Origin of the sequence: Oceanibaculum sp., assembly GCF_022449305.1 — a bacterium.
Taxonomy (GTDB): domain Bacteria; phylum Pseudomonadota; class Alphaproteobacteria; order Oceanibaculales; family Oceanibaculaceae; genus Oceanibaculum; species Oceanibaculum indicum.
This window is the reverse complement of record NZ_JAKUSO010000002.1, coordinates 98,175-123,128: the sequence shown is the minus strand read 5'-3', so window position 1 is coordinate 123,128 and position 24,954 is coordinate 98,175. Positions and strand designations below refer to the sequence as shown.

The following is a 24,954-nucleotide window of genomic DNA, read 5'->3' as shown; positions in this document are numbered from 1 at the left end:
ATCAGGTCCGCCCCGATATCGCTCTGTTCGGGGAGAAGGACTGGCAACAGCTCGCGGTGATCCGCCGCATGGCGCGCGATCTCGACATTCCGGTGCGCATCGAGGGTGGGGAGACGGTGCGAGAGGCGGACGGCCTCGCCCTGTCCTCCCGCAACGCCTATCTGACCGCGGAGGAGCGTGCGGCGGCGCCGGCGCTGCATCGCGTACTGGTAGAGGTCGCCGCGCGCATCCGGCATGGCGCCGCGCCGGCCCAGGCGCTGGCCGACGCGGCGGCCGTGCTGGAGGATGAGGGCTTCGGCCCGGTGGAATATGTCGAGCTGCGCGATGCGGAGACACTGGCCCCTGATCCCGCCCCAGGGCGGCCAGGCCGGCTGCTGGCCGCCGCCTGGCTCGGCAAGACGCGCCTGATCGATAATATCGCGGTATAGTCGCGGCACATAAAAAAGGGGAGTGGGCAGGATGAAGGTCGGTTTCCGTTGGGTTTTGGTCCTGTTCCTCGCCGCATTGCTACCAGCGCTTCTTCCCGGCGGGCCGGTCCGCGCCGAGGAGAAGCCGGCCATCATCTTCATTCCGGGCTTCATGACCTCGGAAATCAGCGATGGCGGCCGGCGGGTCTGGCTGCCGGAGAATGCCGCCAGCGGCGCTGCCGACTTCAGGCGCATGATCATCGCAGACGGCCCGGCGACTCCCAGAGACGGGCTGACCGCGAACCGGGTCATGCCGGATTACGACGCCTTCCTGACGGCCCTTCGCACGCAGGGGCGCGTATTCCCTTTTCCCTATGACTGGCGGCAGAGCGTCTTCGACAGCGCCGCCGACCTTGAGCGCTTCATCGCGGCGGAACCGGCCTTGCGTGATACCAGCCGCATCGTGCTGGTCGCCCATTCGATGGGCGGCCTCGTCGCCACCGCCTACGCGCAGAACCCGGCGGGGGTCTTCCGGCACAGCGCGCGGGTGGTGAAACTCATCACCATGGGCACACCCTATCTCGGCTCCGTGCAGACCGTGCTGAATTCACGCAACGGCATGGAGCTGGGGCCGGGTAAGATTTTGCCCGCCCATGGCTATCAGCAATGGACGAACAGCTTTCCCGGCTTCTACGAGATGTTGCCGGCCTATCTGGACGGGCCGGGCGGCGTGCCCTGCTGCATCGATGTGAGCGGCGGCGAGAAGCGCCCGCTGGCGCTGTGGCGCTATGCCGACTGGCAGCGGCTGGATTGGATGGCCGGCACATACGATCCCGCCGCCGTGGCGCGTACACTGGAGACCGGCGTCAGCGGCATCCGCCAGGCGGTCGGGCGCTGGCGCGCCGACATGCCGGGCTGGGTGTTCCCAATCGCCGGCCTCACCGACTGGAAGGGCGATACGGCGAAGACGACCTCGATTTCCTTCACCGCAAAGGACGGGCGGCTGTCGGCCGGCAAGGGCGATGAATGCACCAACGATACCGTGATCTGCGGGCCGGGAGACCAGGCGGTGGCGCAGTTCAGCGCCAGCCTGGGCCGGGCCTCAGGCGTGCTGGGCCAGCAGGCGGGCAGCTGCTCCGTGCGGCTGGGCATCGGGCCGGACGGGCCGATCTTCCATGGCGACATTACCGACGATGTGACCGTCCGCGCCTCGGTCTTCGCCGCCTTGAAGGCGAAGGACAATGCCGACCGCTGGTGCCGGCAGCAGGGGTAGGGATCAGGCTTCCGGCACCGCCGACAGATAGGCCCTGAGCAGCGCATCCAGTGCGGCCCGTTGCTCCGGAGAGAAGGTGGAGATCAGCCGCGTCTGGGTCGCCACATGGTTGGCCACGGCCTGCTCGATGACCGCGAAGCCTTTCTCGGTCAGCGCCACGATGAAACCGCGCCGGTCCGCCGGGTTCTGGCGCCGTTCCACCAGCCCTGCCTTCTGCAACTGGTCGATGCGGTTGGTCACCGTGCCGGAGCTGACCATCGTCGCCGCCATCAGGTCGCCCGGTGACAGCGCATGCGGCGGGCCGGACCGGCGCAGGGTCGCCAGTACATCGAAGGTGGCACCGTTCAGCCCGTGTTTCGCGAAGGTGGCCTCCATCTCCCGCCGGAAATAGCGCGCCACGCGCAGATAACGCCCGATCTCGCCCATCGCGGTGACATCGAGGTCCGGCCGTTCGCGGTTCCACTGCCCGAGAATTCTGTCGATCCGATCCATTTGGGGATAGTCGCGCGGAATTTATCTTGACGTCAAGATTTAGTGAATTATCTTGAGGTCAAGATAAATGGAGAATTGCCATGTCGCGGACATCCGACCTGCTGCTGACCGCCATTGCGCCGGCGATCTGGGGCAGCACCTATATCGTCACCACCGAATTGCTGCCGGACGGCTATCCGCTGACCGTGGCGATGCTGCGCGCCCTCCCGGCAGGGCTTCTGCTGTTGCTGCTGGTGCGCGCGCTGCCGCAGGGCATCTGGTGGGCCCGCGCCTTCGTTCTGGGGGCGCTGAATTTCTCGGTCTTCTGGTGGCTGCTGTTCGTTGCCGCCTACAGCCTGCCGGGCGGGGTCGCGGCGACGGTTGGTGCCATCCAGCCGCTGATCGTATTGCTGCTGGCCCGGCTGGCGCTGGGCTCTGCGCTGCGGCCGCTTGCGGTGCTGGCCGCGCTGGCGGGGATTGGCGGGGTGGCGATGCTGATCCTGACGCCTGCTGCCGCGCTCGATCCCGTGGGGATCGCCGCCGGGCTGGGCAGTGCCGTTTCGATGGCGCTGGGCACGGTGCTCAGCCGGCGCTGGCAGCCACCGGTTTCGCCGCTGACCTTTGCGGCCTGGCAGCTCAGCGCTGGCGGCCTTCTGCTGCTGCCGGCGGCGCTGTGGCTGGAGCCGCCTCTGCCGGCGCTGAGTGCGGCCAACCTGCTGGGGCTGACCTATCTGGGCCTGATCGGCGCCGCGCTGACCTACATCCTCTGGTTCCGGGGGATCGCCCGGCTGGAACCGTCCGTGGTGTCGCCGCTGGGCTTCCTCAGCCCGATGACCGCCGTGATCCTCGGCTGGGCCGTGCTGGGGCAGGCGCTCAGCCCGCTGCAACTCGCCGGCATGGCGGTCGTGCTGGGCAGCGTTTGGCTCAGCCAGCATGCGCAGCGCCAGCATCCACAGCGCCAGCCGTTCGCTCTGCCGGCGTTGCGGCCCTGACCCTTCGGGACAAAGGAGAAATGCCATGGACCTCCTGACCATGACCGGCGGCATCGCCCTCATCCATCTGGCCGCGATAAGCAGCCCCGGCCCGACCCTGTTCGTGGTCATCCGCCACGCCTCGGCGGGCGGCGCGAGCAGCGCTGTCGGCGTGGTCTGCGGCGTGCTGGCCGCCACCCTTATCTGGTCAGGGTCCGCCGCGCTCGGCCTGGGCACGGTGATGGCGGCGCTGCCCTGGCTGAAGGAAGCGGTGCGCATCGCCGGTGGCGCCTACCTCGCCTGGATCGGCCTGCGGATGCTGCTGTCGGCCTTTCGCAGGCAAGCCGGGCAGGCGGAGAATCCGCCTGCGCCCGCCACAAGCACGGCAGCGGCGTTCCGCAGCGGCTTCCTGACCAACCTGTCGAACCCCAAGGTGATTGCCTATTACGCCAGCCTGTTTGCGGTCACCGTACCGCAGCAGGGCGAGCCCCTCGCCATTCTGCTGGCCATCCTGGCGGCGGTTACCGTGTCGGCGCTGTGGTGGAGCTTCGTTGCCGGCTGCCTCAGACTCAGCCGGGTACGCGCCGGCTTCCTGCGGGCGCGGCGGGCGCTCGACGCGGTGTTCGGTGTGGTGCTGATCGGCTTCGGCGCGAAGCTGCTGGCCGGGCGGTGAGCATAAGAAAAGGGGTCAGGCCGATCCGGCCTAACCCCTTGTTCTGATTGGTGGGCGCACAAGGACTCGAACCTTGGACCCGCTGATTAAGAGTTAAGAAAAATATCGTATCAATCCGTTTCAATCCGTGTCAATCGCTTTGAAAAAGTATGATTATAATCAGTAGGATATAGAGATTTTCCATTTCATTTGCTTTCGCGCCATATCACGCCATATCATGCAAATTCGTTGCCTAGATGTTGCCTTTATTTGACCTTTTTGGGCTGCCGATATGCCGAAAGCGAAGCTGACGCACGCCGCGTGTTCCAGGCTGCCGAAACCAGCAAGCGGACAAATCGACTATTTCGACACCGGGTGCTCTGAGTCCCTGTCGCTGCGCGTGTCGGCGTCCGGCGGGCGAAGCTGGTGTCTGCATGGTCGCGTCAATGGCAAGAGCCGGCGCTATGCGCTGGGGCGGTTTGTCGAGGGCGCCAAGGATGGCGAGCCGGGTTCGCTGCGCTGGGCACGCCAACAGGCCGCGCAGGTGGCGCAGGCAATGCGCGATGGTGTTGATCCCGTAGCCGAGCGCCGGGCCGCCCGCAAGGCCGCCGCTGAGCCGGAGCAAGATATTGTTAAGGCGGTGCTGGTCGATTGGCTGAAGCGCGATCAGGCTAAAAACCGATCTGCCGCCGAAGTTGAACGGATCATGCGGCGGGAGGTGGTGCCGGCATGGGGCGAGAGGCGGATTGCTGATATTGCCCGCCAGGATTGCATCGAACTTATCGACAGTGTGGCGGATCGCGCGCCGGTGATGGCGCGGCGCCTGCACGCTCACCTGCATCGGCTGTTCCGCTGGTGTGTCGGGCGCGGCGTGCTGGCCGTCAATCCGATGGTCAATCTCCCCAAGCCGGGCGCGGAGAAGTCGCGTGAACGCGCATTGAGCGACGGTGAACTTGTAGCTGTCTGGCGGGGGGCGGAACGCATTGGCTGGCCGTTCGGGCCTGCAATCAAGCTGTTGATCCTGACTGGCGCACGACGGGAGGAAATCGGCGCGCTAAGGTGGCGCGAAGCCGCCTTCGATGACGCGGAAATCCGGCTGTCTGGCGAGCGGACGAAAAACGGGAGCGCGCATATCATACCATTGTCCGGGCAGGCGCTGGATATCCTGCAAGCCGTTCCGCGCGTCGATAAGAGCGAGTATGTTTTCACGACTACCGGAAAGTCGGCTGTCTCGGGATGGTCACGCGCAAAGCGCCTCTTGGACGCCGCGATTGCGGAGGAACAGGGCGAGGCGCTGCCAGCTTGGCGAATACACGATCTGCGCCGCACGGTCGCAACCGGCCTGCAAAAGACCGGAGCGCGGCTGGAAGTCACCGAGGCTGTTCTAAACCACGTCTCGGGGAGCCGTGCCGGAATCGTAGGCGTGTATCAGACGCACGACTTCGGGCCGGAGAAGCGCGCCGCGCTGGCCGTTTGGTCGGATCATGTCGAGAGGCTGCTGAGCGGGCGCAAGGTCGATAACGTGGTGCCGCTGTGGGGAGCGTCGTGATGAATGCGATGTGGACCCGTCGCTACGCTAACAGCATCGCGCTTATGCGGAAAAAATTCGGCTCGCTCCCAGATAGCGAGATACTTATAGGGCGACTTCTCGCGGAATGCGAATCCGCGCGCGCCTACCCCTGGACCGAGGTTGAGCGCCGCGCGAGTGACGCAGCTGCGAAGGAATCGGCGCACGCCGCCAAGAATAGTGCAAAGCTACTCGCTAGATACTTGCGAGAATACCCTGACGCGGGCCTGTCGGGCGTATTGCGCGGCCTGCTGGACAACGGGCTGTCAATCCGGTCACGGGATGGCGCAAAAACGGATCAGGTTCAGGCGCTGGCGACGATCCTTGAAGGTTTCGGTGCTGGGATAGGCGACGGGCGACCACCCGCGGCGATGATGCATCGCTTCCAGCATGGGCCATTTGTGTATGCTGCGGCGATTGATGATGGCCGCGCGGCATATGCAAAGCCGCGAACCTGTTTAGCCACTATGCTCGCTTTTCTGGTGCGCTGGCACGCGCTACATGGCAGCGCACCATACAATCCCGGCCAGCCAATGCCAAAAGGTCGCGTGCCTTCCGGCACTTGGCAGATTATTGAAAGCCTATGTACGGAGGCGCTTGGCGATGACGGGAAAAGTGCCGCAGACTTTAAAAGCGCTGTCCGTAACTTTCTTACAGACAATCCCGACCTAGGGTTTATCGGGCACGATTGAGGACTCAGCGCCGCCAACTTTCTTTAGCTGCCTATACCGACATTCCGGGGACAGTCCGCCAGCATCGTTTCAGAGGGAAGCAATCCGTTTCCCGCTGTTGCGAAAGGTGACTGACCATGAATGACAAGCTGTTGTCCGCGTGTGCCGTCCGCGAGATCGTGGGGGGCATTTCTCTCGCTACTCTTTGGCGCTGGTCGAATGACCCGGCGATGGGCTTCCCGCCCGCCCTGAAGCTTCGCGGGCGCAATTACTGGTCCGAAAGCGCCATCGTTGAATGGCTGGAAACCCGCCGGCAGGCCCACCAGGCCAAGGCGGCATGAATGAGCCGGCAAGATGAAACCCCGCCGCCTGTGGGGGCGTGCGGGGCTTCTGGAAGCGTTCAGCTTGGCGAGGCGAACGATCAGAAGAATACCCCTTCCAGCCCGAACCTGCAATCGAGGAAGCCCGTCCGTACCGATGAGCGGAAGCGCCGCGCCCGTCGCCTTCAAGCCTTGCTTTGGAGGCCATAGCCGATGGCGGGACCGCGTGAGTTTTTCGCAGCTATCCCGGCGCGTGCCTTTGGCGATGACCGACTGAAAGGCCATCATCTGCGCGTTCTAGGCGCTGTTGCCATGCATGACCGGTTCAGCCGGAACGGCAGGGGGTGCGTAGCATCTTATGACCGGCTGGCGGCAATCGCAGGGACCAACTATAGCCGGCTCAGCTCTGCCGTGGGCGATCTTGTCAAATGGGGATACGTGGCGAAAGAGCGGCTAGCCGACCGACGCCGCGCCGCCCTGCGCGTCATCTACACGGACCAGGACAGGGCCTTTTTCGAGTCCGGGCACTGGCAAGAAACCGCGCCCGATAGTTTGCCCACCGGCAATGTAAATGGTTTGCCTACAGGCAAAGAACATGGCGGAGAGATAGTTTGCCAAACCGAAAAAGTAGTTTGCCTGCCGAATCCAGAACGCCAGCAAAATCAATATGATGGCTCTCATAAGAGATTAGGTGAAACCTATAGAAAAGATTCTGCTGAAGCAGCGTCGCTTTGCGACGCATCGGATTTTAAGAGGTTTTCAAGAGGGCATAGCAGTTGGACCGACCTTCTGGAAAAAGCAGTCGCCAGTCCGGGCTATTGGCTTCGCCTGCTGGATGACTTCCTGAAGCAAGGCGCGCTTGATCGTTCGAGGGACGCGAGGGCAGCCAGGGCCGGCTGGTATGAAATCGCTGTCGCCATCGAAGGGGCGTATCCCGACCATGATGACCCGGTTAGGCAATGGGCGAATCGCCTTGCCGGTGAAATCGAGTGCTTGATCGACGGCGGGTCCGCGTGATGGGGAGCCTGCTAGTGAATGATAGGATCAAGGCCGCGATATCTGAAGGCAGGCAGAAGAGCCGGGCCGGCGCATCCATGTTCAGCAGGGAACCGGCATTAGCGGGAAGCTGGTTGTCGCGCCATCCGGCGGCATTCCCTATCTCAATCATGTATAAAGCACGCAAGACATTGAAATATATAAAGAAAACGTGGAGTTTGGCAAAAGAGCCGGTGATTATCTATCAGGAGGTCTATTTTTCTAGATACATGAAATACGGTATAAAATGTCCGATATTTGCGGTATGATTAAATCAATAGGCAACATATAGGCAGCATTTGAGAGGGTTTGGGATGGCAGGCGATGGCCGCAAATCATCCGTTGATACGGCAGCGGGCCGCGACCGGAGAGGGCGCTTCGGGCCGGGCAATCCTGGCCGTCGGAAGGGCAGTCGGAACCGGACAACCCTTGCCGCTGAGAAGCTGTTGGCAGGCGAGGCCGAAGCCCTGACGCGGCAGGCCGTCGAAATGGCGCTAGGAGGCGATACAACCGCCCTTGGCCTGTGTCTTGCCAGGATCATCCCGCCAGCACGCGAGCGGGCGCTACGCCTGCCGAGAGAGGCTGCCGAGAATGATATCGGACGGGCGCTGGCGGCGGTTATGCAAGAGGCCGCATCCGGCACGCTGACACTGGGCGAGGCCGGGCAGGCGATGCAGCTAATCGCGCAGCGCCATCGGCTGGCCGACTTGGGCGAACTGCTGGCGCGATTGGAAGCCCTTGAAGAACGAAAGGTGAATCAGAATGGCTAGCGCAGCACGGCTTGCCCGCCGGCTGGCGGCAGTTGAGCGCCGGGCAGAAATCGAGGTCCAATTGTCGCGTGCGGGGGGAACCGCCCATGACCGCATCCTTGCCCGGCTGGCCGGAATTAGCGAGCGCCAGCGGGCGCATGGCGACCTGCCCGAGCCGATGACGCTGGAAACACTGCCCGCTTTGCCGTCTGGGGCAAGCCCGGCCCTTCAGAGGCTCCACGCTTTGATGGCGGCGCAGGCCGAAAGGAACTCGCTATGAGAAAGCCCGACGATGTTGATAGCCGCAGCCCAGACCATGCGGCGGATGCAAGCCGGTATGCCGTGATGGCTGAAAAGCAGCATCTCGAGGCCAAGCCCATCGTCGGTTTCTGGTGAGGAGGCGTCATGTTCAATCCTGGTGACATTGTGCGGATTGCCCGGCAGCCCGGCATTTGGGTAGTTGCCGAGCTGGCAGCATCCGAGATTCCGCCGGAGCGGCGGTGGCGCTGTGTCAGCAATCAGCCGGGCGGCCCTGCATCCCGGATCGTTGGCGACGGCGATGTGACCGTTGAAACGCCCGCCCCTGTATTCGTGCAGGGGCAGTCAGTCAGCCATGACGGGCGCACGGTCGAGGTTGTGGCCGATCTTGGCGCGCTGGTGCGCTGTCTGACCCCGGCATCCCGAAAGCCTTTACCCGGCAGCCCCTGGGAGGGTCAGCACTATCTGGCGATCCCGCCCGGCATCGAGGACGTCCCGAAATCCTCACTGGTGTTGCAGAACCTGAAAACGCTTATCGAAGGAGATTGAAATGGCGACGTTTACCGAAACCTCTATCGCAACCATCGGGGCGCTGTCGGTCCGTTGGCCGGATCGTGAGACCGGGCTTTTGCAGTGGACCGCCCTTCACGATGTCGTTGACGGTTGCCGGGATGCTGTCCGCGCTGCCGGGCAGGAAATCGACGCGATTGCGGCGGATGGCGACCTGAGCCCCGCCGGGCAGGCGCGACGTAAGCTCGAGGCTGTTAAGCGCATCCTTGCCACGTTCCTGTCGGAAATTGCCGGTGCGAAGCTGACGCGGGCGCGCAATGCGGTCGAACAGTATGTTGCGAAGCTCGATGAGCAAATGAACGTCGCTCCGCCTCTGCCGTCCAACGCTGTCGAGGAACTGCGGGCGCAGGAAATCCGGTCTGCCATCCGCAATGCCGGCAAGGGACGATCCTACAATCTGGCGAAGAAGCATTCCGAGGGCCGGCCCGATGTGATGGCCGCGATCATGGCCGCCCCGGCCTTTCTGTCCGGGCTGACCGGGGAGGAACAGGAGGCGCTGGGTAGTGAGATGGCGCAGCGCCTGTACCCCGAACTTGTGCAGCGCCGTGCTGAAGTCCTGGCCGCCCTGGGCGTTGCGGAGGCCGCCGTCAAGGCAGCTGAAGGGCGAATCCTTGGGGTTTCGGGGGCATCGGCAAACGAAATCAAGGAAATGCGGAAGGCCGCCTAGCGCGGGCTGAAGGGCGGAGGGATGCAGGATGACCGATGCAGTTATTGGGATTGCCGTTGACGGTTCGCGCGCCGAGGCCGGGGCGCGTGTCGTAAGGCGGAATCTGGATGAGATCGATAGGTCGGCAGCGCGGTCCTATGGTTCAACGGGCCGGCTGTCGCGTAGCTTCGATGATCTTGGCCGCCGGGGAACGGGGGCGCTGGGTTCGCTGCGGGGCGCGCTGGAACGGGTTAACCCCCTGCTGACAGCCCTGGGTGCCGGCCTGTCCGTTGCCGCCCTTCAGAGCTTCGCGCGGAACACGCTGTCAATGGCGGACGCCATCGCCAAGACCGCTGACCGTGTGGGCGTCGGCATCGAGGCCTTGCAGGAATACCGCTATGCCGCCGGCCTTGCCGGTGTGCAGTCGAACACGCTGGATATGGCATTGCAGCGCCTTACCCGGCGCTTTGGCGAGGCTGTGCAGGGCAAGGGCGAGCTGATTGGGGTGCTGAAACAGTACAATATCGCCACGACCGACGCGGAGGGCCGCACGCGCACCACGGAAGCGGTTTTCGATGATCTGGCAAATACCATCGCCTCGGTGCAGGATCCTGCCGAACAGTTGCGCATCGCCTTCAAGGCCTTCGATTCCGAGGGCGCCGGGCTGGTGAACATGCTGCGGGATGGCAGCGGGGCGCTTGCTGTTACCCGGCAGGAAGCCCGCGATCTTGGGCTGGTGTTGAGCGATGACCTTGCGCGCGGCGCCGAGCGGGCGAACGATGAGCTTGAGCGGCTGTTCTCGGTGCTGCGGGTGAACGCGCAACAGGGCTTCCTTCAGCGCCTGTTGAGCGAAAGCACCGACCTGCGCGACGTGTACTCGGACCCGCTCTTGCAGCGTGGTATGCGGGGAGTTGGGGAATTCATTGCCGAGCTGGCCCGCGATGCCCTGGGCGCTGTTGTGGCGTTGGGCGCGCTGGTCGAACTGCTGCGCAATCCATCCCTGGACAATGCCAAGCAACTGTTCTCGAACATCGGCATTGCCAGGCTTGGCCGGGAAGTTGCCGAGGCGATGGGCTTGATCGATCGATCCGCCGCCGATGCCACCGAGACATTGGAGAAGGCCGCGAAGGCCGGCAGCGTCACGCTGGGAACGCAAGTCCCTGCGGCGATCAGGAACACCACCACCGCGCTTGAATTGCAGAACGAGAAGCTGGCCCTGATGGCGGAGGCTGTCAGCCTTGGCGAGGGTGCGGTGAACGACCTTAACGACGCGCTCGCCACCTATGACGCGCTGGTGAAGGCGGAAATTCTCCCTGAAACCGCCGGCATAGTGGACAGCATGGAAATGCTGGCCGCCAACTCCAATTCAGCGGCAGGCGAGATTGCCGGGCTGGTGAAGTCGAACGCGGACCTTGAACGGCATATCAAGGGCGTGGTGAAGGCGCAGGAGGAGAGCGAACGGGCGGCTGCGGATGCCCTGCGTGAACAGCAGCGGCAGCAGGAGGCCTATGAGGAGATGATGGCGACACCGGCCCGGAACGCGCGCAAGGAGGTTGCCGACCGGCTGGCCCGCCTCTTCGCGGAAGCCCTGCACGGCGGGAAGGAGCCGGTGCCGGCATGACGATATGCAATGTGATGCTGACCGGGGCTGGCGCCGTTCTCTTTGCGGACACGGCGCTATGTGACCGGGAGGGGAATATCATCGGGCACACGTCCAAGCTAGAGGCGCTGCCGCACCTTCACGCCGGCTTTGCCATGCGGGGGCTGCACGGCCTGCACACGGACGCCCGGCGCTATCTTCAGGCCGGCGGCTGCGGATCGTTCCGCGATGCCCTTGCCGGGCTTCCTGACGTCCTTGCCGACAGCAGCCATGCCCTGGCTGCCCTGCTCGCCTCTCACGGCGATCAGGGGGCGGCGGGCGGCTTTCCCGATGGGGAACTGACCCTTGCCGGCCTGGACCCTGCTACGGGCCGCGTCCGCGCGGTCAGATACGCCAGTGCGAACGGCTTTGAGCCGGAAGAGCTTGCCGAGGGCGTCTATCTTGCCCCGCCCCCTGCCGAGGGCGTGACCATGCCCCGGACCATGACCATCGAACAGGCAATAGGCGTGGCGCAGGCGCAGCGCGCCATGATGGCGGAGAACGCCAGGGAGGCCGGCGGCGGTGTTGGCATCGGGGGCTTGCTTCAGGCGATGGAGATTACAGCCGAGGCGATTCGCCTGCGCACAATCCACAGATTCGAGGAGGCCGCCCATGTCATCGCTGCCTGATTTGACCGAGCTTACGCAAATGCGCGATCAGGCCTGGCAGATTGCCGGGACGATTGGCCCGAAGCTGGAAGGCCGGAAGGCCCGGCGGATGCTGGCGAACCTGGGCATCCCTGCCGACGCTATGCAATCCATGCTGGTTGCCACCGCGCAGACGCTGGATCATCTGCTGGTCCTGCTGAAAGAGGTTGAACAGCTCAGCGCCGCCCAAGCCCCGGCGGGCTTGCTCGATGACACGCCATCCGACCTGCTTTCGTGAAGAGGAACAGCACCATGAAATCCGAAGAAATCGTCCTTACCCGCTTCGATGACCTGAAGGCCAGCGCCGACCGTACCAAGGCCATCATCGAGGAGCTGACGCAGGCGATCCGCGACTTTGACAAGAAAACCCGGAATCTCATGCCTGTCGAGCTGGTCGAGATTCTGGCCGGGCTGACCGCGCAGTTTGAAAAGCTGCCGGCGCTGATTGAGGGCGTGAAGGGAATTGCGGATGAGAATGTGCAACTTCACCGCGCCCTTCAGGAAGGCCACCGCGTGAAGTATGGCCGCCCGGAGGACATGGTTTAGGCCATCCGCCGCGCTGGCCTTCCTGAAGCAGATTGAGCCGAGTAAAGGCGGGCGCCCTCCGAAAACTGGTGCGCCCGACCATACGGGTTTCTCGCGCTCTGATGCCGCGCGGGAGGTCGCCGCCGGCCTCCCGTTTGCCGTCGTGGCTTCCCTGCGCGCGCGGGTGCGAGCAAACTCGGGTAGGCGACCGCCCTAGTTTGTCGCGGGCCTCCCTACTCGCGCGGGCACGGGCGATCAGGCGTGCTGGCGAAATCCTGAAGCAGGTGGAGCCTGCGCCGACTGGCCCCAAACCAGAATTGAAGGCGGGCGACCACCCGAAACTCGGTCGCGCTGACGCAGCCCGCGAAGCTGGCATGTCTCCGCATCAGGCAAAGCAGGCCATCCGCCCTTCAGTCCCGGCGCAGGCGTACGCCAGGCCCGCCGCCGTTCTCGGGAATGAACTGGACGCCGGCAGCTTCAAGGGCGCTGCGCATCTTCTCTACGCTACTCATTCGGGCATCGCCGCCCTTCTCATAGCGGTTGATCGTATTCAGGCCAACGCCAGCCGCTTCCGCCAGCTTATGGGTTGACCAATTCAGGGCCGCGCGGGCCATACGGCATTGTTCCGGCTTCATATGGTGAAAATATCACTAAATGGGGTTGACATTCAACCTTTGTGTATTCACCTTATAAGGGTGATTTTTCACCAAAGGAGGCCACAATGACCCGGACACGCAAGACCGAGCGAGTCGCCGTCATTTCCCGCGAGGGCGACAAGATCGTCCGTCTCACCTTCAAGCGGGTGCGCGTCACGCAGCCGACGCCGCCCTTCACGCCGCCGGCAGCGCCGGCTATCGCCCTGGCTGCCTAGAGGAGGATACCCGATGACCGAACACGCAATCACACCGGCACCGCAGGCCGACAAGGCGGTTTTGCAGGCCGTTCTCGATACCGAGGACCGCCTTAGCGAGGTCGAGGAGGTTCTTTCCGCCCTTCAGGTGTTTATCGGCGCGGCAGGGCAGCGGATTGACCATGAAACCATCGGCAACGGCCTTGCGGTGGTTCATTCGCAGCTCGAGGCGATCAACGCTCGCCAGAAGCGAGACTTCATGCGCCTGCACGCTATCGCCAAGGGCCGCCCGGAGGCCGCAGGGCCGGACGGTGCCATCATTGCCGCATGGGAAGCCTTCAAGGGCTTGGCGCGCGATCTGGGCAAGGCTGAAGGGCTGACCGATGCAGAATACGAAATGCGGTTCTACAGCCGCATGGATGCGCTCGCCGCGTCTATCGAGAGGATGCAGGCCAGCACACCGCGCGGGATGGCGATCAAGGGACGGCTGGCGCTATATCGCTCGATGGGCGATGCGGCCGAGCAGCCGCGTGCCCTAGGCGACCTTCCCGCGCCTACCGACCTGAACGCCCTGCCGGATGCAGAGACGCGCGGCCTGTGGCGCATGATCGTTGACGCGGAAGCGATGGCGGAAGGGGGTGCGGCATGACCCGGAATCAGTCCCTTCAGGCTGACGGCCCGCCGCCAGACCATGCCCTTCTGGACCTTGGCGAGCGGCTACTGGACTACTGGCGCCTGCAAAATGAGGTGCTGGCACGGACGAAAGACGACACCAGCAAGGAAGCGGACCGCGAGGCCGAACGGGCAATCGACCTTGTTTCCGGCATCGTCGAGAAGATCGCGCGGACGCCTGCCACCACGTTAGAGGGCTTTCGCGTCAAGGCGCTGGCCCTTCGCTGGTGCCACAACGCCGCCGAGATCGCGGAGGATACCCTTATGGAGGAGCCGTGCACGGATATGCGTCTGGCCGCCCTTATCGCCCGCGACATTCTGGAAGCGACCGGAGGGCAGGGCAATGTACCGTGAACGCCTGCCGCAGCGCCGTAGGAGCGTCACCAGCCGGCTTTCCTATGGTGGGGCGTCCTATGCCGTCACAATCGGCCTGTACCGCGACGGCAGGCCCGGAGAGGTCTTTGTGAAGGGCGCCAAGACCGGAAGCGAAATGGACGGCCTGCTAGATGATGCTGCCGTGTGCCTGTCCCTGCTGTTGCAGGCTGGTGCGGACCCTGCCGCCCTTGCCCGCAGTATGGGGCGGCTGCCGGAGGGACTGCCGGCCAGCGTTATCGGCCTGCTGGTGGACCATGTGAGCGCCACCAGCCGGGAGAACGCCGCGCTGGCATCGTGACAGGCCCGCACCGGACACACTAAGCCCCGCCCTAACCGGCGGGGTTTTTTGTCGCGTTGTTGCCTATGTGTTGCCTTTTGCAAACCAGCAAAGACAAAGGGGCTAGGCTTTTATGGCCTAACCCCTTGTTCTGATTGGTGGGCGCACAAGGACTCGAACCTTGGACCCGCTGATTAAGAGTCAGCTGCTCTACCAACTGAGCTATGCGCCCCCAGGCTGGTGCCGGGGCCGTGAAGGCCCGTCCACCGCAGGAAGGCGTGCGATATAGCAAGTCGGCTTCGGCTTGTCGAGCGTGAAAGCCACGCAGGTCACGGAATTTTCCCTAATCCCGGTTCTCAGTCCCTGTCCTAATCCTCGTCAACGCCGCGCCGGCTGATGCGGATGTCGCGGTGGACATAGGCGCCGATGATGAAGCCAAAGCCGATCATCAGCGTCAGCATGGCCGTGCCGCCATAGGAGATCAGCGGCAGCGGAATGCCCACCACGGGCAGCAGGCCGGTGACCATGGCGATGTTGATGAACATGTAGAGGAAGAAGTTCAGCGTCAGCCCCAGCGCCAGCAGGCGGGCGAACTGGCTGCGCGCGCGCAGGCCGATGGCCGTGCCATAGACCAGCACCAGCATGTACAGGCCGATCAGCCCGATGCCGCCGGCCAGGCCGAATTCCTCCGCCAGCATGGTGAAGATGAAGTCGGTCTGCTTTTCCGGCAGGAAGTTCAGGTGGCTCTGCGAGCCCTGCAGGAAGCCCTTGCCGAACAGCCCGCCGGAGCCCAGCGCGATCTTCGATTGCAGGATGTGGTAGCCGGTGCCCAGCGGGTCGTTTTCCGGGTTCAGGAAGGTCAGGATGCGGTTGCGCTGATAATCGCGCAGCAGCCCCCAGGCGATCGGGATGCAGGCGAGGCCGGCGATGCCGACAAGCAGGAACTTCCAGATCCTGACGCCGGCCAGGAACAGCAGCCCGCTGCCGGCGAAGATCAGCATCATCGCGGTGCCGAGGTCGGGCTGCCGCAGCACCAGCAGGGCCGGGGCGGCGATCATCATCAGCGGCGGCAGCAGATAGGTGATGCGCCCGGTCTCCTCATGCGTCAGCCCATGGAAATATCGCGCTAGTGCCAGCACCAGCGCGACCTTCATCAGCTCCGATGGCTGCAGCTGGAACACGCCAAGGTCGATCCAGCGCTGCGCGCCCATGCCGATTTCGCCAGCGACCTCGACCACGAACAGCAGCACTAGCGCGCCGAGATAGCCGACATAGGCCCAGCGCATCCAGAATCTTATGTCGATCAGCGCGATGACCAGCAGCGCGCACAGCGCCACGCCGAAGCGCGCCATCTGCCGCGTCGCCCAGGGCTGCCAGTGGCCATTGGCGGCGGAATAGAGCATGGCGAAGCCGACGCCAGCGATCACGATGAGCAGCAGGATCAGGAACCAGTTCACCTGCAGGATCTTGCGGCCCAGGGTCAGTTCGCGCTTGCCGTAGCTGCGGATGCTCATGGCGTCAGCTCCTGCCCGGCGGCACGAAGGCCAGCGGCCGGCCCTGCGCCGGGTCGCGGCGCTGCGTCTCGATCAGCAGGTCGCGGGCGATGGGGGCGGCAACCGCCGATCCGCCGCCGCCATGCTCGACGATGACGGCACAGCAATAGCGCGGCGCATTCACCGGCGCATAGCCGACGAACAGCGCATGGTCGCGCTGCCGCCAGGGCAGATCCTCGTTCTTCTTCACGCCGGTCAGCCGCTCCGCCATGGTGATGCGGCGCACCTGCGCGGTACCGGTCTTGCCGCCCATTTCCATCCCGGCCTCGGTGATGCGGGCGCGCCAGGCGGTGCCGCCATTCGGATCGTTGGTGACGGCTGCCATGGCGGTGCGGACCAGGCGCAGATGCTCCTGCGACACGCCCATGGAGGGGAAGCCGGCATCGCCGCCCGGCCCGGCGGTGGTAGCGCCTGGTGCCGATATGGCGTGCAGGCCGGCCTGTTCCGGCGTGAAGCGGGTCAGGTGCGGCTTCACCGCGATGCCGCCATTGACCAGCCGGGCGGTCATCACGGCCAGCTGCAGCGGTGTCGCCAGGATATAGCCCTGGCCGATACCGGCGATCAGCGTCTCGCCCTGGTGCCAGGGCTTGCCGAAGCGGGCCTGCTTCCATTCGCGGGTCGGGATCAGGCCGCCGCGCTCGCCCGGCAGGTCGAAGCCAAGCGGCCGGCCGAGGCCCAGCCGTTCCGACATGGCGGCAATGCGGGCGATGCCCAGGCGCCGCGACACCTCGTAGAAATAGACGTCGCAGGAATGTTTCAGCGCGTCATGCATGTCCATATGGCCATGGCCCTGCCGCTTCCAGCAATGGAAGCGGGTGTCGCCCAGCTCCATATGGCCGGGGCAGAACACCCGCTGCTGGGGCGAGATCACGCCGGCCTCCAGCGCCGCCAGCGCCACCACCATCTTGAAGGTGGAGCCGGGCGCGTACTGGCCGGCAATCGCCTTGTTGGTCAGCGGGCCGCGCTCGTTGGAGATCAGCTCTTCCCACTCATTCGGGGTCAGGCCGCGGTTGAAGGCGTTGGGGTCGAAGCCGGGGGTGGAGGCCAGCGCCAGCACATCGCCATTGTGCACATCCATGATGACGGCAGCTGCGCTTTCCTCGCCCAGCCGTTCCACGGCGTAACGCTGCAGTTCCATGTCCAGCGTGATTTCCAGGCGCCGGCCCGGCTGGCCTTCCTCGCGTGACAGCTCGCGGATGACCCGGCCCAGCGCGTTCACCTCGACCTGGCTGGTGCCCGCCGTGCCGCGCAGATGCTGGTCATGCACCTTCTCGACGCCGTTTTTGCCGATGCGGAAATCCGGCAGTTCCAGCAACGGGTCGCCGGTCAGCTCGGATTCGGAGACAGCTGCGACATAGCCCAGCACGTGGGACGCCTGCGCCGAATAGGGATAGAAGCGGCTGAGGCCGACCTCGATGGAAATACCCGGCAGGTCGGGCGCGTTCACCTCGACGCGGCTGACCTCCTCCCAGCTCAGATTCTCGCGCACCGTGATCGGCACGAAGGCGCGCTTCCGCCGCATGTCGCGCAGCACCCGGCGCACCTCGCGCTCCGGCAGGTCGATGACCCGGCCCAGCCGCTCCAGCGTCAGCGGCACGTCGCCCGACTGCTCGCGCACGATGACGACGCGGTAGTTCTTCTCGTTGATCGCCAGCGGCACGCCGAATCGGTCCACGATCTCGCCGCGCGGCGGCGGCAGCAGGCGGATGCTGATGCGGTTGTCGTCGGCCAGCACGCGGTAGCGGTCGGCCTGCACGACCTGAAGATAGTAGAGCCGCCCGGCCAGCGTGCCGACCAGACCGATCTGCGCCGCGCCCAGCATGAGGGCGCGGCGGGTCAGCACCTTCTGCCGTTCCTGATCGCGGTCCTTCTTCATGCCGTCGGTCCCAACCTGGTCCTAACGCTGGATGTGGCGGTGCGCGGCGACGAACAGGATCGCCAGGCACGGAAACAGCGCCACGGTGATGGCGTACTGGAACATCGCCGGCCGGATGCCGATGACGGAGCCGTTCAGCACCGTGATCAGCAGCCATACCAGCAGCGCCGCCATTGCCGCCAGGACGGCAAAGCCGATCCAGGCGATATAGAAGGGGCGCTTCAGGAAGGTGCGCCGCTGCCCCAGCGCCGTGCCATACACGAACAGCAGGGCCAGCGCGCCCACCCCCAGCGGCAGGCCGGACAGCGCATCTTCCAGCACGCCGATCACGAACACCATGCCCAGCGGCAGCAGATCAGGACGGTACACCGCCCAGTAGAACACCGCCATCAGCGTATAGGCCGGCGCCACGCTGCCGAGATAGGGCACGCCCAGCGGTACGGTGCCAAGCAGCAGCAGCAGCAGCGTCAGTACAACCGGGATCAGCCGCCGCGCCCAAAGGTCCAGCCGTTGGGCAAGAGTGGGTTTCATCGCCGCCCCGGACTTTGCGACGCTTCCTGGCGTGTGGGTTCGCTGCGCGCCGCCGCCGGCAGGGAGAAATCGACGAGGCGCAGATATTCGATCTTGTGCCACTCGACGAAGGGCTTCACCCGCACCTCATGGTCGCTGACCGAGATGACGATGCCGACCGGCAGGCCCGGCGGCAGCGCGCCGGCATGGCCGGATGTCACGATACGGTCGCCGGGCGACACCTTGGCATTGCTGTCGAGATAGAGCAGCTTCGGGCGCACGGTGTTGTCGCCGGCCAGGATTGCGCGGTCGCGGGTATTCTCCACGATCACCGGAATGCGCGAGTTCAGGTCGGTGATCAGCAGCGCGCGGGCATGCTGGTAGCCGACCTCCGCGATGCGCCCGGCAAGCCCCTGGCCGGTCATCGCCGCCTGGCCCTTCTCCACGCCGTCGCGCGAGCCGACATTCACCAGCACGCTGCGCACGAAGGGTCCGCCGCTGTCGCCGATCACCCGGCCGGTCACATAGCTGGCCGCCGGGTCGGGGACATAGCCGGTGAGCGCCCGCAGCGAGCGGTTCTCCGCCTCCAGCAGCCGGGCGGCCTGCTGCCATTGCATCAGCCGGGCATTTTCCTCGCGCAGCCGCGCATTCTCGTCGCGCAGGTCACGCAGTTCGCGGGCCTGCTGCAGCAGGTCGGAGACCGTAGCCGCCGGGCGGGACAGCACATCGAGAATCGGCGCGGTGGCATCGACAATCGCCGTGCGGGTGCGCTCCACCAGCACGATATCGGCCTTTCCCAGCACCAGCAGGCCGAAAGCGGCGGCGATCAGCAGCCCATAGGAAAAGCGATGCCAGAAGCTGCGGAACGGTTCGGTGATGGTGCTGAACGAACCGGATCGACGCGCCACTTAAGATTCCCCCGCAAGTCTTTGTGTTGAAAGACTCTTGGCAATATACAGAAAGTTTTTGCGGATTAATAGGACCCGATCAGCACGTTTTTCAGGACCTTCATCTCCTCCAGGCACCGCCCGGTGCCCAGTGCCACGCAGGTCAGCGGGTCGTCGGCGATGGAGACGGGCAGGCCGGTGGCATGGCGCAGCACCAGGTCCAGATTGTTCAGCAGCCCGCCGCCGCCGGTCAGCACGATTCCCTTGTCGACGATGTCGGCGGCCAGTTCCGGCGCGGTATGCTCCAGCGCCACCTTCACCGCCTCGATGATGGCGGAGACCGGCTCGGCCAGGCTCTCGGCGATCTGGCGCTGGCTGATGACCAGCTCCTTCGGCACGCCGTTCATCAGGTCGCGGCCCTTGATCTCCATGGTCTTGCCCTCGCCATCCTCGGGCGGGCAGGCAGAGCCGATTTCCTTCTTGATGCGCTCGGCGGAGCCTTCGCCGACCAGCAGATTATGGTGGCGGCGGATATAGGCGATGATCGCCTCGTCCATCTTGTCGCCGCCGACGCGCACGCTGCGCGAATAGACGATGCCGCCCAGCGACAGCACCGCGACCTCGGTCGTGCCGCCGCCGATATCGACGACCATGGAGCCGGTCGGCTCGGTCACCGGCAGGCCGGCGCCGATGGCGGCCGCCATCGGCTCCTCGATCAGGAACACCCGCCGGGCGCCGGCACTCTCCGCCGATTCCTGGATCGCGCGGCGTTCCACGGCGGTGGAGCCGGAGGGCACGCAGATGATGACCTGCGGGCTGGCGAAGCTGCGCCGGTTATGCACCTTGCGGATGAAGTGCTTGATCATCTCCTCGGCGATCTCGAAGTCGGCAATGACGCCGTCGCGCAGCGGGCGGATCGCCTGGATGTTGCCGGGCGTACGGCCCAGCATCTGCTTCGCCTCCTCGCCGACCGCGAGCACCTGCTTCTTGCCCTTCACATTGGCGATGGCGACCACGGAGGGCTCGTTGAGCACGATGCCCCGGCCTTTCACATAGACCAGCGTATTCGCCGTGCCGAGATCAATCGCCATATCGGCGGACAGCATGCCGAGGAGGTTCGCGAACATAGGGGCTATCTTTTCTCACACCGTGGATTGAAAGGGACCGGCGGGCCGTATAGCCCGCCGGTGGACTCAAAATGCCGCGATGCGCCCGTGACGATCAAGCCGAAAGCGCCTCCGGCGCCCGCTTCTCGCGCTTCGTCAGCAATTTATTTAGCGCATGTATATACGCCTTCACGGACGCGACGATGGTATCGCTGTCCGCGCTCTGCCCGTTGACTGTTTTTCCCTGCTCCTCCAGCCGCACGGTGACCTTCGCCTGGGCATCGGTGCCCTCGGTCACGGCATGCACCTGGTAGAGCTGCAGCGTCGCCTCGTGCGGGAACAGCGCGCGGATCGCGTTGAAGGCCGCATCCACCGGGCCGTTGCCCTCGCAGGTGGCGCTCAGCGGCGCGCCCTCCACGGTCAGCTCCAGCGCCGCGGTCTGCGGTCCCTTCGAGCCGCAGGCGACCTGCAGCGAGACAAAGCGGATATGGTCGTTGGCGCGGGTCATCTCGTCATCGACTAGCGCCACGATATCCTCGTCGAACACCGTCTTCTTCTTGTCCGCCAGATCCTTGAAGCGGTTGAAGGCGTCGTTAAGCGCATTGTCGCCCAGCTCGAAGCCCAGCTCCTTCAGCTTGGTGCGGAAGGCGTTGCGGCCGGAATGCTTGCCCATGACGATGTTGGACTTGTTCAGCCCCACCGATTCCGGCGTCATGATCTCGTAGGTCTGCGCGTTCTTCAGCATGCCATCCTGATGGATGCCGCTTTCATGCGCGAAGGCGTTGGCGCCGACGATGGCCTTGTTCGGCTGCACCGCGAAGCCGGTGATGGCCGAGACCAGCTTGGAGGCGCGGGTGATCATCGTGGTGTCGATGCCGGTCTCGAAGGGCATCACGTCGTTGCGGGTACGCAGCGCCATGACGATCTCTTCCATCGCCGCGTTGCCGGCCCGCTCGCCCAGCCCGTTCACCGTGCATTCGACCTGTCGCGCGCCGGCCGAGACGGCGGCCAGCGAATTGGCGACGGCAAGCCCCAGATCATTGTGGCAATGCACCGACAGGATCGCCTTGTCGATGTTCGGGACCCGGTTCAGCAGCATCTCGATCAGTGCGGCATATTCCTCCGGCACCGTGTAGCCCACAGTGTCGGGCACGTTGATGGTGCGGGCACCGGCCTTGATCGCGCTTTCCACGCAGCGGCACATGAAATCATGCTCGGTGCGGCTGCCATCCTCGCAGCTCCACTCCACATCGTCGGTGAAGCGCCGCGCATGGGTGACGCTGTCCACCACGGCCTGGTGCACATCGTCCGGCTCCATCCGCAGCTTGTACTTCATGTGCAGCGGGCTGGTGGAGATGAAGGTGTGGATGCGCGCGCGGGCGGCGGGCTTCAGCGCCTCGGCGGCACGCTCGATATCCTTCTGGCCGGCGCGGGCGAGGCCGGCGACGACGGAATTCTTCACCCGTTTGGCAATCTCGTTCACCGCCTCGAAATCGCCGTTGGAGGCGATCGGGAAGCCGGCCTCGATCACATCGACGCCCATCTCTTCCAGCAGCGAGGCGATCTGCAGCTTTTCCTCGAGATTCATCGAGGCGCCGGGCGACTGCTCGCCGTCGCGCAAGGTGGTGTCGAAGATGATGACTCGGTTCTTGTCGCCCGTGATTTTATTGCTGGTGGTCATGGTTCAAATCCTCTGGTCAACCGGTACAGACGCTTCGATTGCTCCCCTGAACACCATCGCATTCCTATGTCGAGCGGGAGTTCAGGGGCTGATAAGTCGAAGCAGCCCGGCAAGGCCGAGGATCAGGCCCAGCAGCAGGGACAGGCCGAACAGGCTGTTCAGCTCGGCGGAACGTCCGGACGCGGCAGACGCGGACAGGGCCACGGCACCCTTGCGGGTGCTACGGCTGGTCGTCCTGTAGGCGTCGTGGCGGGACAAGTTCCGTCGTTCCTTCCCTTGCTTGGCAACGCTTTCATGCAAGCGATTGCCATTCGGGAAAAACTACGCCCCGATGCCGTTGTATGCAACTTTTTTATGGTTTTTCCGCAATATCTGGTGGGACGGCGGGTCGGGCGAACATATCTTTCGAGGCCAGCACCGCGCCGCCGACGATCAGCACGCAGGCGGCCGCCAGCACCCAGGTCGCCGCCCCCATGCCGAACAGCACCAGCAGGATGGTGGAGAGCAGCGGGGCGGCATAGCTGGCCGCACCCAGCGCCTTGATGTCGCCGTGCTTCACGCCATGGTCCCAGGTGAAGAAGGCAAGGCCCACCGGCCCCAGCCCCAGCGCCAGCACGGCCAGCCACTCCAGCACGGAGGCCGGCAGCACAGTCTCCTCGAAGATCAGATGGCAGGCGAAGCCCAGCACGGCCGAGGCGGCGCAGAATCCACCCACCGTGTCGGTCGGCACGGATTTCACGAAGCGGCTCAGCACCGAATAGCCGGACCAGGTGAAGGCGCAGGCGACAGCCGCCAGATAGCCCAGCATATGGTCGGCACGGAAGGCGACCTTGCCGCCACCGGTCACCAGCAGCGCCGCGCCCGCCAGGCCGGCGAGCGCGCCCGCCAGATGCCACCAGCGCAGCCGCTCGCCTGGCAGCAGCGAGGAGAAGAGGACGATCAGCAGCGGCCACAGATAGGCGATCAGCCCGGCCTCAACCGGCGGCGCGTTGCGCAGCGCCAGGAAATAGAAGAAGTGGTAGCCGAACAGCCCGCCCACACCCAGCAGCCAGACCGGCCAGGGCTGCCGCAGGTAGGAAAGCGGGTTCTGCCGGCAGACCACCCATTTCACGGCGATCATCGCGCTGGCGACGGCGAAGGCCAGCGCCACCAGCAGGAAGGGCGGCACCCGGCCGGTCAGTGTGGTGAACAGGGCCAGCGTCGCCCACATCAGCACCGCCGTGCCGCCGATCAGCGTGGCCTTCACGGTCGGGGTCATGCGGCGGCGCCCGCACGCAGGTGCTTCTGCGCCATCACGATGCAGGCCAGCCCGGCGAGCCCGGCCAGCACGATCAGTATGTAGGAGGCGGCATAGCCGCCGGTCAGGCCGGTGCTGGCGGCAAAGGCCGCCGGGCCGCCCAGCACGCCGGCGAAGGTCAGCACCAGCGAGCCGCCGGTGGCGGCGCCGATCTGGCCGGCCGGGGCAAGCCGGGCGACCGCCGCCATATAGACGCCGTTCCAGCCCACCGCCGTGGCGCCAATCAGCATGAACACCAGATAGATTGCCGCCGTCGGCCAGTCCGGCGCCAGCATCGGCACCGTCGCGGCGGACAGGATCAGGATGAGGATCAGCAGCTTCAGCACTTTCAGGCTGTCGCCCAGCCGGTCCGCCATCCAGCCCCAGACCAGGCGGGCGGCGACGCTGACCACCTGGGAGAGCGACAGCACCAGCCCGGCGGCAACCAGCGTGTAGGACAGTTCCTCCACCAGCAGCGTCACCAGGAAGGTGGTGAAGCAGAGCTGCGAGAAGGACAGCGTCATCGCCGCCAGCGAGATCAGCCGCAGACCCTTGGAGCGCCAGACCAGCGCGATGGCGGCCAGCGGCGAGGTGAACAGCCGCACGTTCGCGTCGCGGTCATTGTCCCAGTGCTGCCGCGAGATCTGCAGCAGCAACAGCAGGGTCAGGCAGAAGACAGCGACCAGCGAGATGCCGCCCTGCCAGCCGACCGCCAGCGCCGCCGAGGGGATCAGCAGCCCGGCCAGCATGCCGCCCCAGGGCACGCCGGTCTGCTTGATCGAGAAGATCAGGTTGATGCGCGGCCCTGTGGCAAAGCGCGACAGCAGGTGCGAGGCGGCCGGGTTGGTGAAGCCATAGCCCAGCCCCATCACGAAGGCGCCCAGCGCCAGCGCCGGCAGCCAGCCGCCGGCGACCAGCAGGATGCCGGTGGCGCACAGCGCCAGCGCCAGCTGGCTGGCCCGGCACGCCCCCAGCCGGCGCACCACCGCGCCACCGATCAGCGAGGTGGCGATGGCGCCGGCATAGATCATCGTCACCAGATAGCCGATCAGCGAGGTCGGCAGGTCGAGCGACGCGCCCAGCGCGGGGGCGACGGTCGAGGGCGACATCGTGCTCATCGAGGCGAAGGCCTGCGTCGCCGTGGTGGCCAGCACCAGCCACCAGAGCGGGAAGGGGCGCGCGGGAGGGGTGGCAGGAGAAGAGGGGGGCATGGTCGGCCGGTCGGATGCGGAAATCGTCTGCGCGCAACCCTAGAGCGAAGCGTCCGGTCCCGCCAGACCAAAGCGGTGTGTGGGGCGCTTAGAGACGGCGGGGACTTTCCCTCCCCCCTTGCGGGGGAGGGCAGGGAGGGGGGATTGGCGGGCGCGGTGTCGGTGGTCTTGCTCCACCCCCACCCCAACCCTCCCCCGTCGAGGGGGAGGGAGAAGGGAAAGGTGACCATATAACCCTCTCCCCCTCGCGGGAGAGGGTGGTGAGCGTCAGCGAACCGG

31 protein-coding genes and 1 tRNA gene are annotated in these 24,954 nt (G+C 65.2%); 20 read left to right on the top strand and 12 right to left on the bottom strand.

From position 1 onward, the window contains the following. Both MK313_RS01040 and MK313_RS01035 read left to right on the top strand, forming a co-directional pair. Positions 1-428, top strand: a 428-nt coding sequence (locus MK313_RS01040) for a pantoate--beta-alanine ligase (protein ID WP_287779638.1), incomplete at its 5' end; no start/stop codon positions are given. A 31-nt stretch (positions 429-459) separates the two neighbouring features. Beyond that, the gene (locus tag MK313_RS01035) at positions 460-1,680 is read left to right on the top strand and encodes an esterase/lipase family protein (protein ID WP_287779635.1); all 1,221 of its coding nucleotides are present in this window, start codon (positions 460-462) and stop codon (positions 1,678-1,680) included. A gap of 3 nt (positions 1,681-1,683) precedes the next feature. On the opposite strand, the gene MK313_RS01030 is transcribed toward MK313_RS01035, so the two are convergent. Beyond that, the gene (locus MK313_RS01030; protein ID WP_287779633.1) at positions 1,684-2,172 is read right to left on the bottom strand and encodes a MarR family winged helix-turn-helix transcriptional regulator; all 489 of its coding nucleotides are present in this window, start codon (positions 2,170-2,172) and stop codon (positions 1,684-1,686) included. Between the two features lie 80 nt (positions 2,173-2,252). Here MK313_RS01030 and MK313_RS01025 point away from each other — a divergent pair, with 80 nt between their 5' ends. From MK313_RS01025 to MK313_RS00960, 14 genes are all read left to right on the top strand, one after another. Further along, positions 2,253-3,143, top strand: coding sequence for an EamA family transporter (locus MK313_RS01025; RefSeq protein WP_287779631.1), 891 nt, complete (start codon positions 2,253-2,255; stop codon positions 3,141-3,143). Between the two features lie 25 nt (positions 3,144-3,168). Then, a complete protein-coding gene (locus tag MK313_RS01020) occupies positions 3,169-3,795 on the top strand; it encodes a LysE family transporter (protein ID WP_287779630.1) in 627 nt (208 codons plus the stop codon). A gap of 271 nt (positions 3,796-4,066) precedes the next feature. Next, positions 4,067-5,323, top strand: a complete 1,257-nt coding sequence (locus MK313_RS01015; RefSeq protein WP_287779628.1) for a tyrosine-type recombinase/integrase — start codon at positions 4,067-4,069, stop codon at positions 5,321-5,323. Next, entirely contained in the window at positions 5,323-6,033 is a 711-nt protein-coding gene (locus MK313_RS01010; protein WP_287779626.1) for a hypothetical protein, read from the top strand. The genes MK313_RS01015 and MK313_RS01010 overlap by 1 nt, the downstream gene beginning before the upstream one ends. Before the next feature lie 116 nt (positions 6,034-6,149). Then, positions 6,150-6,353, top strand: a complete 204-nt coding sequence (locus tag MK313_RS01005; RefSeq protein WP_287779625.1) for a helix-turn-helix transcriptional regulator — start codon at positions 6,150-6,152, stop codon at positions 6,351-6,353. Between the two features lie 192 nt (positions 6,354-6,545). Beyond that, positions 6,546-7,349: a MarR family transcriptional regulator gene (locus MK313_RS01000; protein WP_287779623.1), complete on the top strand. Its 804-nt coding sequence runs from the start codon at positions 6,546-6,548 to the stop codon at positions 7,347-7,349. Between the two features lie 14 nt (positions 7,350-7,363). Beyond that, entirely contained in the window at positions 7,364-7,636 is a 273-nt protein-coding gene (locus MK313_RS00995) for a hypothetical protein (protein WP_287779621.1), read from the top strand. A 45-nt stretch (positions 7,637-7,681) separates the two neighbouring features. Further along, positions 7,682-8,137 (top strand): DUF5681 domain-containing protein, encoded by a 456-nt coding sequence (locus MK313_RS00990; RefSeq protein WP_416054096.1) that lies wholly within the window; start codon positions 7,682-7,684, stop codon positions 8,135-8,137. Positions 8,138-8,521: 384 nt separating this feature from the next. Beyond that, the gene (locus MK313_RS00985; RefSeq protein WP_287779617.1) at positions 8,522-8,923 is read left to right on the top strand and encodes a hypothetical protein; all 402 of its coding nucleotides are present in this window, start codon (positions 8,522-8,524) and stop codon (positions 8,921-8,923) included. A 1-nt stretch (position 8,924) separates the two neighbouring features. Further along, the gene (locus MK313_RS00980) at positions 8,925-9,611 is read left to right on the top strand and encodes a hypothetical protein (RefSeq protein ID WP_287779615.1); all 687 of its coding nucleotides are present in this window, start codon (positions 8,925-8,927) and stop codon (positions 9,609-9,611) included. 28 nt (positions 9,612-9,639) lie between these two features. Beyond that, complete coding sequence (locus MK313_RS00975; protein WP_287779613.1) at positions 9,640-11,211, top strand: hypothetical protein; 1,572 nt, start codon at positions 9,640-9,642, stop codon at positions 11,209-11,211. Next, positions 11,208-11,858, top strand: a complete 651-nt coding sequence (locus MK313_RS00970; protein ID WP_287779611.1) for a hypothetical protein — start codon at positions 11,208-11,210, stop codon at positions 11,856-11,858. Before MK313_RS00975 ends, MK313_RS00970 begins: the two co-directional genes overlap by 4 nt. Continuing rightward, on the top strand, positions 11,842-12,114 hold the full coding sequence (locus tag MK313_RS00965; protein ID WP_287779609.1) for a hypothetical protein: 273 nt from the start codon (positions 11,842-11,844) through the stop codon (positions 12,112-12,114). Before MK313_RS00970 ends, MK313_RS00965 begins: the two co-directional genes overlap by 17 nt. A 14-nt stretch (positions 12,115-12,128) precedes the next feature. Continuing rightward, on the top strand, positions 12,129-12,422 hold the full coding sequence (locus MK313_RS00960; RefSeq protein ID WP_287779606.1) for a hypothetical protein: 294 nt from the start codon (positions 12,129-12,131) through the stop codon (positions 12,420-12,422). A gap of 389 nt (positions 12,423-12,811) precedes the next feature. Here MK313_RS00960 and MK313_RS00955 read toward each other — a convergent pair whose 3' ends face one another. Beyond that, positions 12,812-13,015 (bottom strand): helix-turn-helix domain-containing protein, encoded by a 204-nt coding sequence (locus MK313_RS00955; protein ID WP_287779604.1) that lies wholly within the window; start codon positions 13,013-13,015, stop codon positions 12,812-12,814. Between the two features lie 107 nt (positions 13,016-13,122). On the opposite strand from MK313_RS00955, the gene MK313_RS00950 reads away from it, so the two are divergent. From MK313_RS00950 to MK313_RS00935, 4 genes are read left to right on the top strand one after another with little or no spacing between them, the layout of a single operon-like run. Beyond that, the gene (locus MK313_RS00950) at positions 13,123-13,272 is read left to right on the top strand and encodes a hypothetical protein (protein ID WP_287779602.1); all 150 of its coding nucleotides are present in this window, start codon (positions 13,123-13,125) and stop codon (positions 13,270-13,272) included. A gap of 13 nt (positions 13,273-13,285) precedes the next feature. After that, positions 13,286-13,900, top strand: coding sequence for a hypothetical protein (locus tag MK313_RS00945; protein WP_287779600.1), 615 nt, complete (start codon positions 13,286-13,288; stop codon positions 13,898-13,900). Beyond that, positions 13,897-14,277 carry a hypothetical protein gene (locus MK313_RS00940; RefSeq protein ID WP_287779598.1) on the top strand — a complete coding sequence of 127 codons (381 nt, stop codon included), beginning with the start codon at positions 13,897-13,899 and terminating at the stop codon, positions 14,275-14,277. The genes MK313_RS00945 and MK313_RS00940 overlap by 4 nt, the downstream gene beginning before the upstream one ends. Next, entirely contained in the window at positions 14,267-14,596 is a 330-nt protein-coding gene (locus MK313_RS00935; RefSeq protein WP_287779597.1) for a ribonucleotide reductase, read from the top strand. Before MK313_RS00940 ends, MK313_RS00935 begins: the two co-directional genes overlap by 11 nt. 135 nt (positions 14,597-14,731) lie before the next feature. Here MK313_RS00935 and MK313_RS00930 read toward each other — a convergent pair. The 10 genes from MK313_RS00930 to MK313_RS00885 form a co-directional block, all read right to left on the bottom strand. Next, a tRNA-Lys gene (locus tag MK313_RS00930) sits at positions 14,732-14,807 on the bottom strand. 136 nt (positions 14,808-14,943) lie between these two features. Further along, positions 14,944-16,089 carry a rod shape-determining protein RodA gene (rodA, locus tag MK313_RS00925; protein WP_008945099.1) on the bottom strand — a complete coding sequence of 382 codons (1,146 nt, stop codon included), beginning with the start codon at positions 16,087-16,089 and terminating at the stop codon, positions 14,944-14,946. Positions 16,090-16,093: 4 nt separating this feature from the next. After that, positions 16,094-18,004 carry a penicillin-binding protein 2 gene (gene mrdA / locus MK313_RS00920; protein ID WP_287779595.1) on the bottom strand — a complete coding sequence of 637 codons (1,911 nt, stop codon included), beginning with the start codon at positions 18,002-18,004 and terminating at the stop codon, positions 16,094-16,096. 21 nt (positions 18,005-18,025) lie between these two features. Further along, positions 18,026-18,535, bottom strand: a complete 510-nt coding sequence (mreD, locus tag MK313_RS00915; RefSeq protein ID WP_121220115.1) for a rod shape-determining protein MreD — start codon at positions 18,533-18,535, stop codon at positions 18,026-18,028. Further along, entirely contained in the window at positions 18,532-19,422 is an 891-nt protein-coding gene (mreC, locus tag MK313_RS00910) for a rod shape-determining protein MreC (RefSeq protein ID WP_121220117.1), read from the bottom strand. The genes mreD and mreC overlap by 4 nt, the downstream gene beginning before the upstream one ends. 65 nt (positions 19,423-19,487) lie before the next feature. Next, positions 19,488-20,528, bottom strand: coding sequence for a rod shape-determining protein (locus tag MK313_RS00905; protein ID WP_008945103.1), 1,041 nt, complete (start codon positions 20,526-20,528; stop codon positions 19,488-19,490). A gap of 94 nt (positions 20,529-20,622) precedes the next feature. Next, positions 20,623-22,188 (bottom strand): 2-isopropylmalate synthase, encoded by a 1,566-nt coding sequence (locus MK313_RS00900; RefSeq protein ID WP_287779591.1) that lies wholly within the window; start codon positions 22,186-22,188, stop codon positions 20,623-20,625. Between the two features lie 81 nt (positions 22,189-22,269). Beyond that, positions 22,270-22,446: a hypothetical protein gene (locus MK313_RS00895; RefSeq protein ID WP_287779589.1), complete on the bottom strand. Its 177-nt coding sequence runs from the start codon at positions 22,444-22,446 to the stop codon at positions 22,270-22,272. A gap of 94 nt (positions 22,447-22,540) precedes the next feature. Beyond that, positions 22,541-23,446: a DMT family transporter gene (locus MK313_RS00890; RefSeq protein WP_287779586.1), complete on the bottom strand. Its 906-nt coding sequence runs from the start codon at positions 23,444-23,446 to the stop codon at positions 22,541-22,543. Then, positions 23,443-24,675 carry an MFS transporter gene (locus MK313_RS00885; protein ID WP_287779583.1) on the bottom strand — a complete coding sequence of 411 codons (1,233 nt, stop codon included), beginning with the start codon at positions 24,673-24,675 and terminating at the stop codon, positions 23,443-23,445. The genes MK313_RS00890 and MK313_RS00885 overlap by 4 nt, the downstream gene beginning before the upstream one ends. Positions 24,676-24,954: the final 279 nt, after the last annotated feature.